Source organism: Phenylobacterium sp. (assembly GCF_036563285.1).
Classification (GTDB): Bacteria; Pseudomonadota; Alphaproteobacteria; order Caulobacterales; family Caulobacteraceae; genus Phenylobacterium.
Genome location: NZ_DATCMR010000001.1, coordinates 1 through 13,574 on the forward strand (window position 1 = coordinate 1; position 13,574 = coordinate 13,574).

The 13,574-nt window shown below is 70.1% G+C and carries 15 protein-coding genes; 2 read left to right on the top strand and 13 right to left on the bottom strand.

Going from position 1 to position 13,574, the window contains the following annotated elements; genetic code table 11:
* From VIL76_RS00005 to VIL76_RS00050, 10 genes are all read right to left on the bottom strand, one after another.
* A partial coding sequence (locus VIL76_RS00005; protein WP_332042919.1) for an FAD-dependent oxidoreductase occupies positions 1-315 on the bottom strand: 315 nt, incomplete at its 3' end.
* An 86-nt stretch (positions 316-401) separates the two neighbouring features.
* Positions 402-1,727: a pyruvate dehydrogenase complex dihydrolipoamide acetyltransferase gene (locus VIL76_RS00010; protein ID WP_332042920.1), complete on the bottom strand. Its 1,326-nt coding sequence runs from the start codon at positions 1,725-1,727 to the stop codon at positions 402-404.
* A 2-nt stretch (positions 1,728-1,729) separates the two neighbouring features.
* A complete protein-coding gene (locus tag VIL76_RS00015) occupies positions 1,730-2,167 on the bottom strand; it encodes an aldehyde-activating protein (protein WP_332042921.1) in 438 nt (145 codons plus the stop codon).
* Positions 2,164-2,571 carry a GFA family protein gene (locus VIL76_RS00020; RefSeq protein WP_332042922.1) on the bottom strand — a complete coding sequence of 136 codons (408 nt, stop codon included), beginning with the start codon at positions 2,569-2,571 and terminating at the stop codon, positions 2,164-2,166. Before VIL76_RS00020 ends, VIL76_RS00015 begins: the two co-directional genes overlap by 4 nt.
* The gene (locus VIL76_RS00025) at positions 2,568-3,986 is read right to left on the bottom strand and encodes a pyruvate dehydrogenase complex E1 component subunit beta (protein WP_332042923.1); all 1,419 of its coding nucleotides are present in this window, start codon (positions 3,984-3,986) and stop codon (positions 2,568-2,570) included. The genes VIL76_RS00020 and VIL76_RS00025 overlap by 4 nt, the downstream gene beginning before the upstream one ends.
* Positions 3,983-5,032 carry a pyruvate dehydrogenase (acetyl-transferring) E1 component subunit alpha gene (gene pdhA, locus VIL76_RS00030; RefSeq protein ID WP_332042924.1) on the bottom strand — a complete coding sequence of 350 codons (1,050 nt, stop codon included), beginning with the start codon at positions 5,030-5,032 and terminating at the stop codon, positions 3,983-3,985. Before pdhA ends, VIL76_RS00025 begins: the two co-directional genes overlap by 4 nt.
* Positions 5,033-5,086: 54 nt before the next feature.
* Positions 5,087-5,383 (bottom strand): FtsB family cell division protein, encoded by a 297-nt coding sequence (locus tag VIL76_RS00035; RefSeq protein WP_332042925.1) that lies wholly within the window; start codon positions 5,381-5,383, stop codon positions 5,087-5,089.
* A 55-nt stretch (positions 5,384-5,438) separates the two neighbouring features.
* Positions 5,439-5,945, bottom strand: coding sequence for a GNAT family N-acetyltransferase (locus VIL76_RS00040; protein ID WP_332042926.1), 507 nt, complete (start codon positions 5,943-5,945; stop codon positions 5,439-5,441).
* Between the two features lie 57 nt (positions 5,946-6,002).
* Positions 6,003-7,286 carry a phosphopyruvate hydratase gene (gene eno, locus VIL76_RS00045; protein ID WP_332042927.1) on the bottom strand — a complete coding sequence of 428 codons (1,284 nt, stop codon included), beginning with the start codon at positions 7,284-7,286 and terminating at the stop codon, positions 6,003-6,005.
* Between the two features lie 72 nt (positions 7,287-7,358).
* Positions 7,359-8,771: an alpha/beta hydrolase gene (locus tag VIL76_RS00050; protein ID WP_332042928.1), complete on the bottom strand. Its 1,413-nt coding sequence runs from the start codon at positions 8,769-8,771 to the stop codon at positions 7,359-7,361.
* A 110-nt stretch (positions 8,772-8,881) separates the two neighbouring features.
* Between VIL76_RS00050 and VIL76_RS00055 the strand changes: the two genes are divergently transcribed.
* Positions 8,882-10,318 (top strand): LytTR family DNA-binding domain-containing protein, encoded by a 1,437-nt coding sequence (locus VIL76_RS00055; RefSeq protein WP_332042929.1) that lies wholly within the window; start codon positions 8,882-8,884, stop codon positions 10,316-10,318.
* A gap of 76 nt (positions 10,319-10,394) precedes the next feature.
* Here VIL76_RS00055 and rpmF read toward each other — a convergent pair whose 3' ends face one another.
* Together rpmF and VIL76_RS00065 are read right to left on the bottom strand one after the other, a co-directional pair.
* Complete coding sequence (rpmF, locus tag VIL76_RS00060; RefSeq protein ID WP_332042930.1) at positions 10,395-10,577, bottom strand: 50S ribosomal protein L32; 183 nt, start codon at positions 10,575-10,577, stop codon at positions 10,395-10,397.
* Positions 10,578-10,674: 97 nt separating this feature from the next.
* The gene (locus VIL76_RS00065) at positions 10,675-11,931 is read right to left on the bottom strand and encodes a sialate O-acetylesterase (RefSeq protein ID WP_332042931.1); all 1,257 of its coding nucleotides are present in this window, start codon (positions 11,929-11,931) and stop codon (positions 10,675-10,677) included.
* Positions 11,932-12,191: 260 nt separating this feature from the next.
* On the opposite strand from VIL76_RS00065, the gene VIL76_RS00070 reads away from it, so the two are divergent.
* On the top strand, positions 12,192-12,602 hold the full coding sequence (locus tag VIL76_RS00070) for an MAPEG family protein (RefSeq protein ID WP_332042932.1): 411 nt from the start codon (positions 12,192-12,194) through the stop codon (positions 12,600-12,602).
* On the opposite strand, the gene VIL76_RS00075 is transcribed toward VIL76_RS00070, so the two are convergent.
* On the bottom strand, positions 12,599-13,492 hold the full coding sequence (locus tag VIL76_RS00075) for a LysR family transcriptional regulator (protein ID WP_332042933.1): 894 nt from the start codon (positions 13,490-13,492) through the stop codon (positions 12,599-12,601). The genes VIL76_RS00070 and VIL76_RS00075 overlap by 4 nt on opposite strands.
* Positions 13,493-13,574 lie beyond the last annotated feature (82 nt).

Below are 13,574 nucleotides of genomic sequence, written 5' to 3' on the forward strand. Positions count from 1 at the left end.
GTGCTTCTTCATCAGGAAGGCCACGCCGGAGGAGAGCTGGGCGGCCACCTTGCGCGAGCGTTGGACGACGGCGGCGAAGTCGAAGCCGCGCTTCTCCACCATCAGGCCGTAGTCCTTCAGGTGGTCGAGCTGTTCGTAGACGTCCCCGGACTTCAGCAGGGCCTTGGTGGGGATGCAGCCCCAGTTCAGGCAGATGCCGCCCAGGGCGTCGCGCTCGACGATGGCGGTCTTCATGCCGAGCTGGGAGGCGCGGATGGCGGTCACATAGCCGCCGGGGCCGGCGCCGATCACCACCACATCGAAATCCGTGGCCATTCCTTACTTCCGCTCCTTCCCGCGAAGGCGGGAATCCATGCCGAGGCTCCGCTTGGGTCCCCGCCTTCGCGGGGATGAGCGGGGGGTCAGACGATCATCGTGATCGGGTCTTCGATCAGGGCCTTGAAGGCCGCCAGCCAGCGCGACCCGACGGCGCCGTCCACTACGCGGTGATCGCAGGTGAGCGTCACCGACATGACCGTGGCGATGGCGAGCTGGTCGCCGCGGACCACGGGCCGCTTCTCGCCCGTCCCGACCGAGAGGATGCAGCCCTGCGGCTCGTTGATGATCGAGGCGAAGGTCCTGATGCCGAACATACCGAGGTTGGACACCGAGAAGGTGCCGCCCTGGAATTCCTCGGGCTTCAGCTTCTTGTTGCGGGCCCGTTCCGCCAGGTCCTTGGCCTCGCGGGCGATCTCGGCCAGGCCCTTGGTCTCGGCCTGGCGGATGATCGGCGTGATCAGGCCGCCGGGCACCGCCACGGCCATCGCAATGTCGGCGTGGTGGTGCATGGCGATGCCTTCGGGCGCGTAGGAGGCGTTGGCCTCGGGCACGCGCTTCAGGGCGATGGCGGCGGCCTTCAGGACGAAATCGTTGACGCTGACCTTGAGCCCTTCCTTCTCCAGCAGCGCGTTGACCTTGGTCCGGGCGGCCAGCAGGCCGTCGATCTCCAGGTCGATGGTCAGCGGGAAGTGGGGCACGTCGCGGAAGCTGTCCGTCATCCGCCGCGCCACGGTCTTGCGCATGCCGTCCAGCGGGATGAGGTCGTAGCTGCCGGCGGGGATGCCCATCTGCTCCAGGCTCTGGACCTGGCGCGGCTCGGCGGCCGGACGCGCGGCGGGCGCCGGCGCGCCGGGCTGAGCCGCGGCCGGGGCGCTGGCCTGGCCGGGCTGGGCGGCTTCCACGTCGGCCTTGACGATGCGGCCGTGCGGGCCGGAGCCCTTCACCGCGGAAAGGTCCAGGCCCTTCTGCTCGGCGATGCGCCGGGCGAGCGGCGATGCGAAGATCCGCGGGCCGGGCGAGGCCTGGAAGGCGGCGGCCTTGACCGGCTCCGGCTGAGGCGGCGCGGCAGCGGGCTTCGGGGCCTCGGCTTTCGGGGCCCCCGCCTTCGCGGGCTCGGACTTGGCGGGCTCGGCCTTGGGCGCCTCCGCATTCGGGCCGGAGGCCTCGCCCTCGCCGGAGAGGCGGGCGATGACCGTGTTGACCTTCACGCCTTCCGTGCCCTCGGCGACGAGGATCTCCTCGACGGCGCCCTCGTCGACCGCCTCGACCTCCATGGTCGCCTTGTCGGTCTCGATCTCGGCGATCACGTCGCCGGAGCGGACGGAGTCGCCCTTCTTCACGTGCCACTTGGCGAGCGTGCCCTCCTCCATGGTGGGCGACAGCGCTGGCATGAGGATGTCGATGGGCATGGTCAGATGCTCGGCTGGGCTTCGACGAGGGCCACGGGCATCCAGCGGTCCTGGCGTCGCGCCAGGCGCTGGTCGGGCGTCTCCTCGTCATAGATCATGGGATCGGGATCGCGGCCTTCGAACCCGGCCAGGTCGACGCCGCGGACGTTGAGCACGCCCATCAGCGCGCCCTCGATCTCCGAGACGGCGGCGACGTAGGCGCCGCATTCGGCGCACAGCAGGAAGTCGGTGACCCGCAGGCCGAAGCGGTAGCGGTTCACGCTGCCGGGGGCAGCCTCGATGTGCAGATGGCCCTCCGGGTCGCTGGTGGTGAGCGCGCCGCGCGTGCGGCAGAACGAGCACTGGCAGGCGCGCAGCGGGAGGTCGGCGGCTGCCCGCGGCGTGTCCAGGATCGCTCGGACGGCGCCGCAATGGCAGTGGCCGGCGAGCTGATGGCTCATGCCGGCTCCTTCGACAGGTGCGAGAGGCCGTGCGCGTTGGCCTCCCAGTTCTGTCCGTCGAAGAGCTCGATCTTCAGGTCGAGGCCGTCGGTGGTGTCCAGGCAGCGGGCGTTGACGCTCCAGCCGTCGGGGTTGGAGCGCGGCCGGTAGAAGCCCTTGATGCCGCATTCGGAGCAGAACAGGTGCTTCGCCACGCGGGTGTTGAAGGTGTACTCGCTGAGCCGTTCCGCACCCTTGGTGATCCGGAAGCGGCTCTCCGGCACGATGATGTGGATGAAGCCCGTCTTAGCGCACATGGAGCAGTTGCAGGCCTGGGCCTCCACCTCCGCCGGAAGGCAGACCTCGAAGCGCACGCCGCCGCAGTGGCAGCCGCCGCCGCGCCAGCTGAAGCCGTCGTCCGTCACTTGTAGCTCACCTGCTTGGCGGCCTTGACGATGTCCTCCACCGAGGGGAGCGACAGGGCCTCCAGGTTGGCGGCGTAGGGCAGCGGGACGTCCTTCTGGCAGACCCGCGCGGGCGGGGCGTCCAGGAAGTCGAACGCCTCCTCCACCACGCGCGCGGCGACATAGGCGCCGACGCCCATCGGGCCCCAGCCCTCCTCGACGGTGACGAGGCGGTTGGTCTTCTTCACGCTCTCCACGACGGTTGGGATGTCCATCGGACGGATGGTGCGCAGGTCGATGACCTCGGCGTCGATGCCGTCGGCGGCCAGCTCTTCGGCGGCCTTGAGCGACAGGCCGACCATACGGGAGTAGGCGACGATGGTGACGCCGGAGCCTTCGCGTCGGACCTTGGCCTTGCCGATCGGCACCACCCAGTCGATGCCCTCGGGGACGTCGAACTCCTGGCCGTAGAGCATCTCGTGCTCCAGGAAGACGACGGGGTTCGGGTCGCGGATGGCCGCCTTGAGCAGGCCCTTGGCGTCGGCCGCGTCGTAGGGAGCGATGACCTTCAGGCCAGGCACGTGGCCGTACCAGGCGGCGTAGTCCTGGCTGTGCTGGGCGGCCACCCGCGCGGCGGCGCCGTTGGGGCCGCGGAAGACACAGGCGGTGCGCAGCTGGCCGCCGGACATGTAGAGGGTCTTCGCGGCGGAATTGATAATGTGGTCAATGGCCTGCATCGCGAAGTTGAAGGTCATGAATTCGACGATCGGCTTCAGGCCCGCCATGGCCGCGCCGACCCCCAGGCCGGTGAAGCCGTACTCGGTGATCGGGGTGTCGATCACCCGGCGCTCGCCGAACTCGTCCAGAAGGCCGCGGGAGACCTTGTAGGCGCCCTGGTACTGGGCGACTTCCTCGCCCATCAGGAAGACCGTTTCGTCGCGGCGCATCTCCTCGGCCATGGCGTCGCGCAGCGCGTCGCGGACGGTGACCTTTACCAGGTTCACGCCAGCGGGCAGCTCGGGGTCCTTCAGCGGCTCGGCGGGGACGACGGCGGCCGGCCCCTCGCCTTCCGGCTGGCCCTTGGCCTGTTCGGGCGGCTTCTTCTCCGGGTCGCCGGCGGAGGCCTCGGCCTCGCCACGCCCGCCACCGGTGTCATCGGACTTCGGCGCAGCGGCCTGCGACGGCTGCGCCGGAGCGCCCTCCCCGACGAGCCGGGCGATCGGGGTGTTGACCTTCACCTCCTCGGTCCCTTCGGGCACCAGTATGGCTTCGACCACGCCCTCGTCGACCGCCTCGACCTCCATAGTGGCCTTGTCGGTCTCGATCTCGGCGATCACGTCGCCGGAGCGGACGGAGTCGCCCTCCTTCACGTGCCATTTGGCGAGCGTGCCCTCCTCCATGGTGGGCGACAGCGCCGGCATCAGGATCTCGGTCATGCGCGGGCCCCTTCCACGGAGGCCTCGGTGTAGACGTCGGTCCAGAGCTCCGACGGCTCGGGCTCGGGGCTCGTGCGGGCGAACTCCGCGGCGTCGGCGACAATGCGCTTCACCTCGGCGTCGATGGACTTGAGCGTCGCCTCGTCGGCCCAGCCCTGCTTCTCGAGGATCTCCTCCACATGGTCGATGGGGTCGCGGGTCTTGCGGATCTCGTCGACCTCCTCGCGGGTCCGGTACTTGGCCGGGTCGCTCATGGAATGGCCGCGGTAGCGGTAGGTCTTCATCTCCAGGATGTAGGGGCCGTTGCCGGAGCGGGCGTGCTCGGCCGCCTTCTCGGCGGCGGCCTTGACGGCCAGCACGTCCATGCCGTCGACCTCCTCGCCGGGGATCTGGAAGGAGACGCCGCGCTTGTGCAGGCGGGTCTCGGAGGACGACCGCTCGATGGAGGTGCCCATGGCGTACTGGTTGTTCTCGATGATGTAGACGACCGGCAGCTTCCAGACCTGAGCCATGTTGAAGCTCTCGTAGACCTGGCCCTGGTTGGCGGCCCCGTCGCCGAAGTAGGTGAAGCTGACCTTGCCGTTGTCGCGGTACTTGTTGGCGAGCGCCAGGCCGGTGCCCAGCGCCACCTGCGCGCCCACGATCCCGTGGCCGCCGTAGAAGTCCGCCTCGGTCGAGAACATGTGCATCGACCCGCCCTTGCCCTTGGACGAGCCGCCGGCCCGGCCGGTGAGCTCGGCCATGACCTCGCGCGGGTCCATGCCGCAGGCCAGCATGTGGCCGTGGTCGCGGTAGCCGGTGATCACCTGGTCGCCGGGCTGCTTGATCGCCTGCACGCCCACCGCCACGGCCTCCTGGCCGATGTAGAGGTGGCAGAAGCCGCCGATCAGGCCCATGCCGTAGAGCTGGCCCGCGCGCTCCTCGAAGCGGCGGATCAGCAGCATGTCCCGGTAGTAGCCTAGAAGCTCGTCCTTGCCGGCGTCCGCCTTGTGGTCAGAGCCGTTGGCTTTCCGCCGACCGGGCTCGCCGGTCTGCCCACGCGCCATGCGTCACTCCGTGATCCAGAACTGGATGTCCCTTGGGATAACCGCCAAGGCGGCTCAAGGGGTCAGGCGGATCACATAGTCCCTTGGATCGGCGAAGCCTAGCAGGGAGCGCGCCCTTTCCTCGAGCAGGTCGGCGGAAAGGCTGGTGTCGCGCAGGAGCTGGGCGCGGAGCTCCAGGTCCTGCCTCTGGGCGCGCAGGCGCTGCAATTCCTTGGTCTTGGCGATCAGGGTGGCGTCGCGCTGGCCCGACCGCAGCAGGCCGCCCTCGCCGGTGAAGGCGTGCACCGAGAAGTAGAAGATCAGGAACGCAAGCGCGACGGTGGGCAGGTAGGTACGAAGGCGGTCGAACACGGCGAATCCTTCTGGATCACCGCGAAGGATTTGGGCCGGTGTGGTTAAGGGTGCGCTAACCCCGCAGCCGTTCGAGCACGACCGACACCTCGGCCTGGCGAGCCGGGATGCGCCAGTAGCGCTTCAGGAGCTGCTGGGCGCGTTCGCCGGGCGCGAGAGCGAAGCCGTGCGCTTCGTAGAAGCCGATTGCCCAGGTGGCGGCGGCCCAGGTGCCGATCAGGAGCTTCGGCTTCGACAGCGCCTTGAAGTGCTCCAGCAGGCGCCCGCCTAACCCCTGCCCCTGCGCGGACGGCCGCACATAGGCGTGGCGGATGAGGTCGGCGTCGTCTACCGCCTGCAGGCCCATGACGCCCACCACCTCGCCGTCGCGTTCGACGACGGAGAAGACCACGCCCCGCGCCATCTGCTCGCCCAGGTCCCCGGCGGACATGTAGGGCTCGTGCCAGCAGTCGTCCGGGATCGCGCCCTTGTACCGCTGGGCGGCGGCGTTGATGATCTCGAGGATCGTGTCGGCTTCGTCCGGGCGCGCGGGGCGGATTGTCTCGTCCATGTGGACGATCATGGCGGAGCTTTCGCTGCCCCGCCATGGCGCTGGGCTACAGTCAGCTGGCCCGGCGTATCAGGCCCGCTGCTTCAGGGCCGAGCGGCCGAGGTAGAGGGCCTGGTCGCCCAGCTCCTCCTCGATGCGCAGGAGCTGGTTGTACTTGGCGGTGCGGTCCGAGCGCGAGAGCGAGCCCGTTTTGATCTGACCGCAGTTGGTGGCGACCGCCAGGTCGGCGATGGTGGAGTCCTCGGTCTCGCCCGAGCGGTGGCTCATCACGGCCGTGTAGGCGGCGCGGTGGGCCATGTCGACGGCGTCGAGCGTCTCGGACAGGGTGCCGATCTGGTTGACCTTCACCAGGATGGAGTTGGCGAGGCCCTTGTCGATGCCCTGGCTGAGGCGCGCCGGGTTGGTGACAAAGAGGTCGTCGCCCACCAGCTGGACCTTGCCGCCCAGGCGGTCGGTGAGCTGCTTCCAGCCGTCGAAGTCGTCCTCCGCGCAGCCGTCCTCGATGGTGACGATCGGGAACTTGCCGACCAGGTTCTCGAGGTAGTCGACCATTCCGCCCGGATCGAGGGTCTTGCCCTCGCCTTCCATGACGTACTTGCCCTTCTTGAAGAACTCGGTGGAGGCCACGTCGAGGCCGAGCACGAAGTCGTCGCCGGCCTTGTAGCCCGCGGCCTGGCCCGCCTTCATGATGAAGGCCAGCGCCTCTTCGGAGCTCGAGAGGTTGGGGGCGAAGCCGCCTTCGTCGCCGACGTTGGTGTTGTGGCTGGCGTCATGCAGCGCCTTCTTCAGCGCCTGGAAGATCTCCGCGCCCATCCGCAGGCCTTCGGCGAAGGTGTCGGCGCCGGTGGGCAAGATCATGAACTCCTGCACGTCGATCGGATTGTCGGCATGCGCGCCGCCGTTGATGATGTTCATCATCGGCACCGGCAGGACGCGGGCCGAGACCCCGCCCACGTACTTGTAGAGCGGCAGGGCGGCGGAACTCGCCGCCGCCTTCGCGGTCGCGAGGCTGACGCCCAGGATGGCGTTGGCGCCGAGCCGGTTCTTGTTCGGCGTGCCGTCGAGCTCGATGAGCATCCGGTCGATGCGCCGCTGGTCCTCGGCGTCGGAGCCGGCCAGGGCGTCGTAGATCTCGCCGTTGACCGCATCCACGGCCTGGGAGACGCCCTTGCCGCCGTAGCGCTTCTTGTTGCCGTCGCGCTTCTCGACGGCCTCGTGGGCGCCGGTGGAGGCGCCGGAGGGGACGGCGGCGCGGCCCATGGAGCCGTCCTCCAGGATCACGTCGACCTCGACCGTGGGATTGCCGCGGCTGTCCAGGATCTCGCGGGCGGTGATGTCGACGATCTCGGTCATGGGGTCCTTCCGGCTGTTCGGGAGCGGCCGGAGGCTTAGCCCATGGGTCGTGGCCGGGGCAACGCCCGGCGATCACACCTGGAACTTCGGGGGCGGCAGGGCGAGCCCCGTGTCGGGGACCCGCTCGCCGCGGAAGAAGCGGACCAGCATCGCCTGCACCTCCGGATGGGCCTCGAACACGTTGTGGCCGGCGTTCTCGACCAGGACCTGGGACTTGTTGCGGAACTGCGCGGCGACCTCAGCCTGCTCCGCCAGGACGGTGCGTCCGTCGAGGGAGCCGGCCACCAGCAGCGCCGGATGGGCGATGTGGATCGGACGGCGGAAGTCCTCCCCCAGGTCTGCGCCCGGGATCGCCCCCAGGAGGTGCGGCATCGGGAAGTTGAGCGCGTCGCCGATCACGGACGTCCTGGCCTCGCGCTCCACCATGGCCAGCTTGCGGGGCGAGATGCCGGAGGCGAGGTCCATGGCCTCTGGCATGCCCTCGATCCCGAGGACGCCGCCCATCTGGCCGGCGAAGGCCGAGAACATCTCCGTCTTGCCTGCGTCGAGCATGCTGTAGAGCCGCGGCAGCATGGCGAGCGTGTCCGGATTGGCTGCCAACGATCCCGCCGCCATCTGCACGGGGAAGCCGCCGACCCGGACATCGACCGGAGCCGGTCCGCCGAACCGCAGCGACATCGGGACGGGGTCGGCCTCCATCCGGGTGTGCACGCGGCGCATCAGGTCTGGCAGGCCAGGCGCGCCGGCGAGGGCCGCGACCTGTTCGATGTAGCCGTCCCAGCGGGCGGGCCGCTTCACCGTCTGGTCCTGGCCCTCCAGGCTGGCCAGCGCCACTCGGTCCACGTGCCTGCCGTGCCGCTTGAGCACCGCGAGGCCGAGGTGGGAGCCGTAGCTGATGCCCCACAGGCTGATCTTATCCGCGGCGAGATGCTGGCGCAGATCCTCGATGTCATCGGCGCTCTCGTTGGTGTTGTAGCCCCGCATGGCGACGCCCTTCGCCGTCCAGTCGGCCCATGCGCGCTGCAGTTCGGTGCGCATGTGGGCCGTCAGCCCGGCGCGCGTAAACAGTGGCACAGGCCCGGAGGGACGCGGGCGTCGCGGGATGTGGTTGGACAGGCCCGTGCCGCGCTGGTCGAAGGCGATGACGTCGCAGACCTCGCGCAGCGCCAGCAGGATCGGGAAGCGCGGGCCGGTGAACGTCCCCGTCGCGGTGCCGCCCGGCCCTCCGGCTAGGTAGACAATGGGCGGGCCAGGCCGCGGATTGGTGGAGGCAAAGCGCACGTAGTGCAGCCGGATGCGGCGGGACCTGGGATCGCGGCGATCCTCGGGCGCCTCGAAGAAGCCGCGCTCGGCGTCGGTCTCCTGGCCCTTCCAGCCCTTGAAGCGGAACGGCCCTGCTTGGGCTTGTGGCTGGGCAATGGCCGCGGCCGGCAGGGCGAGACCTGCGGCGGCGAGGACGGCTCGGCGATGGATCTGAAGGCTCATGGCGCCAGCAGACCGCACGTCGCGAGCTCCGGGCGCGCGCATCGGCCAACGGCGCCGGCGGATCGGCGAACAGCCGCGCGCCTCCGCGAACGGCGCCATAGACTGGCGGAATGTGGCGCAGCCTCCTGATCGCGGGCTTCCTCGCCCTGCTCGCCGGTGCGGCGCGGGCGGACGTGGGGCCGTGGGAGGTATGCCGCGGCGCGGCGAGCGCCGACGGTCGTGGGCCGGTGCTCACAGACTGCCGCCCGCTCGTCGGCCGCATCGACCCGCAGGGGCGCGAGATCTGGCTGCGCGCGCCGGTGACGCCGCGCCGGGGCGAGGGCCCGAAGGCGGTCTTCGTCTACGCCGCCGCCTCCACCGAAGCCTGGTTCAACGGCGTCAGACTCGGCGCGAACGGCCAGCCCGGCCCCACGGCCTCAGCCGAGCGGCCCGGCCGTTACGAGACCGCCCTCCCCATCCCGGACGCGCTCTGGCGAGCCGAGGGCAACGAGCTGGTGGTCCGCATGTCCGCCTTCCACGTGGGCATGCGCTTCGCGGCGCCGGTGGGCGGCGTCGGCATCGGCCGCTATCCGCAGCCCTCGCGCCTGCCGTTGCTGGCGGTGACCTTCGTGGCCGCAGGCGCCTTGGCGGCGGCGGCCTTCGGCTTCGGCGCGATCCACGCGATGCGCAGGACGGGCTCGAGCCTGCTGCTGGCGGCGCTGGCCGGCGTGGCCGCCACCCAGGCCCTGGTGGAGAACCTGCGGCACCTATGGCGGTACGACTATCCCGTCCACGCCTGGCGGATGGTGGCCATCTGGCTGCTGGCGGTGGCGTTCTCGCTGCTGCTCGTCGCCTGGTCGGGCTCCCGCTTCATGCCGAGGCGGCGGAAGCTCCTGCTCGCCATCGCCGCCTTAGCGGTGCCGGCGAGCTACGCGGTCCAGGGATTCGACGTGAAGTCCAGCCTGGCTCTCACCGTCGGTGCAGGCTTGGCGGCGATCGCCGCCCTGGTCGGCGTCCGCAACCGCGTCCCCGGCGCGCGGCCGACCTGCGGGTGGTTCGCGCTGTTCCTGGCCGCCGCGGTGCTGGCGCCCTTCTCCCTGCTGGACATCTCGTACTTCGTGCTGGCCGCCGCCCTGACCCTGCCCCTGCTGGTCGCCGAGGTGCTGCGGCTTGGCCGCGACGACCGAGACCGGGAAGCCGCCCTCACCCGCGCCGCCAGCCGGCCCGACCGGCTCACGGTGGCGAGCGCCCGCGGGGTCGAGCTTGTCCCGATGAAGGATATCGTCGCTGTGCTAGGAGCCGACGACTATGCCGAGCTGCGTGTCGCAGGCGGCCGCAGCCTGCTGCACGCCGTGCGGCTGGAGCGCCTGGAAGCCCAGCTGCCGGCCTCCTTCCTCCGGGTGCACCGCTCCGCCATCGCGAACCTGGCGCATGTGCAGCGGCTGGACCGGGACGGCCACCGCTGGCGGCTGGTCATGGACGACGGCGTGGTCCTGCCCGTCAGCCGATCGAGGCTGCCGGCGGTACGCGAGGCCCTGGACCCGCCGCCGCTGGCCGCCGCCAGCTAGGGCCGGGCACAAAAGCAAACGCCGGCCCACGGGACCGGCGTTCGGAAATACGGCGAAGACGCGCGTCAGGAGGCGCTTAGTCTTCCTTCGGCGTCAGGACCTGGCGGCCCTTGTACATGCCGGTCTTCAGATCGACGTGGTGCGGACGCTTCAGCTCGCCCGTCTCCTTGTCCTCGACGAAGGAGTTGCGGCCCAGGGCGTGGTGCGAACGCCGCATGTTGCGCCGCGAGGGCGAGGTTTTGCGCTTGGGAACGGCCATCGGAATCTCGAAATGACTGCGGCGGCCCGAACGAGGCCGCCGACGTGAGCGCGGGTGTATGCCTCAAAGCCCGCGCGCGATCAAGGGACCAGCCCGGCTAGGTGATCCAGGCCGGATCGAAGGTGGAAAGCGCCACCCCGTCGAGGGTCACCGACCCCGCCGTGAAGAGGATCACCGTGTCGCCCGCCGCCTCGGTGAGCGCCCAGCCCGTCCCCGGCTCCAGAAGGATGCGGTCGCCGGCCGCGCCGTCGAAATCCGCCACCACGTCGTTGTCGGCGGCCCAGAAGAAGTAGAAGCGGTCCGCCCCCTCTCCGCCCGAAAGCGTGTCGGTCCCGCGGTCCCCGGCGATGAAGTCGTTCCCCTTGCCGCCGCCGATCAGGTCGGCGCCCTGCCCGCCGTAGAGCGAATCCGCACCCCAGCCGCCGGCCAGGGTGTCGGCGCCCAGGTTGCCCTGGCCGAAGTCGTCGCCGTCGTCCAGGCTGATGCGGTCGTCCTGCTGGCCGCCGTAGACCACGTCGGCCCCGGAGCCGGCGTAGAGGGTGTCCGCCCCGGTGTTGCCGTGGAACCAGTCCGCGCCGGCGCCGCCGTAGAGCAGGTCGTCGCCGCCTTGCGCGGCCACGCTGTCGGCCCCCGTGGATCCGATGTAGCGGTCATTCCCAGCCGTGCCGAAGGCCACCTGCAGCGGGGTGTCGTCGTAGAGCGAATAGAAGCTGAAGCCAGAGTCGATCTGGGCCTGGCCGGTCAGGTGGAGGTTGTCGCCCTGCTTGAGGAACTCGTCGGTGTTGAAGCCCGGGCCCTGGGCCTGCTGCACCGTGGCGTTGGCTCCGTAGTCCGTGTCGATGCGACCCATCAGGAAGCGGCTGGCGCCCCATTCCTGGGCGGCCGCGGCCTGCAGCTCGGCGAGGTTGGCGGCGTAGGCGTCGGCCCAGGCAGGGCTCGAGGCGTCCTGCTCACCCTGGAACCAGAGCACCGTGGTGGATACCGCCCCCCCCAGCGCCGCACGGGCGGCGGCGACCTTGGCCGTCGTGGCGTCGAACAGCGAGCCGTCGCTGCGCGGCGACCAGTCCTCGCCGGGAGCGTCGGCCAGAGGGGTCGAGCCCTTGACGCTCTTGACGATGTAGAGGGTCTCGCCGGGATGCTCCTGCACCCAGGCGTGGGCGAAGGCGACCTCCGGGCCCCAGGCATTGGGGTTAGCCGGCGTGCCGGTGTTGACGCCGGGCGTGAGGGTGCGCCAACCGGCGTCGGTCCAGATCTGCACCTGTGCTGTGGGCTGGTACCAGGCCGGCAACTCGGACGGCGAGACCTGGTAGCCGAGCGCGTTGGATTGGCCGGCGACGACGACGAGTTCGGTCAAATTGCCCCCTTCAAGGCCCCCGACGGGCCCTGGCAGACGCCAGATCGACGACGCTGAGACTGACGTGGCGCGGTTAATCCGCGGCTCATTCGGATGTTAGGTGGCCGAGACGCGTCGCAATCGGTAGTGGGGCACGCCGTCGCAGGCCACAAGCTGTAGCTTGGCGGCGGGGTGAGGACGCAGACCCCCTCTGCAGGATTGGGCGATTGCGCGCGGCTGACGGCGTTCTAGCTTACACTGTCAATCAGCTGGAGGCGCACATGCCGCAGGACCTGATCTTCGCGCCGATGGGGGCGCTGGCGCTGCTCACTTTCACCGTCCTGGGACTGATCCCGGCGCGCCGCTTCCGGGCCGCGTTCGCCGGCCAGGTGGCGGCCGACGACTTCAAGTTCGGCGAGTCCGGCCGGGTGCCCGGCGCGGTGTCGATCCCGAACCGTAACTACATGAACCTGCTGGAGATCCCGCTGCTCTTCTACGTGGCTGGGGTCATGTACTACGTCGCTGGCAAGGTGGACGGGATGGTCGTGGCCGTCGCCTGGACCTACGTGGCCCTACGGGCGCTCCACTCGCTGATCCACCTGACCTACAACAACGTCTTCCACCGGCTGACGGTGTTCGCACTATCGAACTTTGTGCTGATGGCCTTCTGGCTGCTGTTCTTCGTTCGCTAGGCGGTCTCGGTCCCGGTGACCGTCTCGCGGATGTAGCGAGCCAGGAAGTCGGTGAAGGCGCGCACGTGCGGGCGGCCCTTCAGTTCCTCGCGCACGATCAGCCACATCTCCGAGTCCAGCTCAGCCGGCGGCGGGAAGCAGCGGACCAGCTCGGGCTCGGAGTCGCCGACAATGGTGGGCAGCGCGCCCAGGCCAAGGCCCGCCTTCAGGTTGGACGCCAGATTGATCAGGCTGTTGCTGCGGAAGCGGATCACCGCCTCTGGGGCCGATGCGGCCAGCCAGGCGATGCCGGGGAGCTGCGCCATGCGCCCGTCCATTCCGACGATCTCGTGGCCGGGGATCTCCTCACGGCTCCTCGGCGCGCCGTGCTCGGCTGCGTAGGCGCGGCTGCAGTAGACCGTCCACTGCGCGTCCGGCAGGCGGCGCGCCACGATCCCCGCGCCTTCCGGCCGGGAGCCTGCGCGAAGCGCCACGTCGGCCTCGCCGCGCGCCACGTCCAGGCGCGCATCGTCGGTGATCAGCTCGATGGTGATGTCGGGATGCAGGCTGCGGAACGCCCGCAGGCAAGGCGTCACAAGCCGGTTGGCCAGGGTGTCGCTGGTGGTGACCCGCACCGAGCCTGAGAGGGTGCGGTCGCGCGCCGCGAGCGCCGCCTTCAGCGCCTCGGCCTCCCGCTCCATCCGCTCGGCGGTATCGGCGACCAGCTGGCCGGTCTCGGTCAGGGCCTGCCCGCCCCGGCTGCGCTCGAACAACGCCGAGCCCAGGTCGCACTCCAGGGCGTCCAGCCGGCGCAGAACGGTGGTCTGGTTGACGCCCAGCAGGCGTCCTGCCCGGAGCGCCGAGCCTTCCCGCGCGACGGCGAGCACGTAGCGGAGGTCGTCCCAATCCACGCCCGTCATACTGCGCGGGCGCAGCACAGCTGTGCAAGATCGCAGATTGGCGAACACGGTTCGGCGGTGATATCCGCCCCGC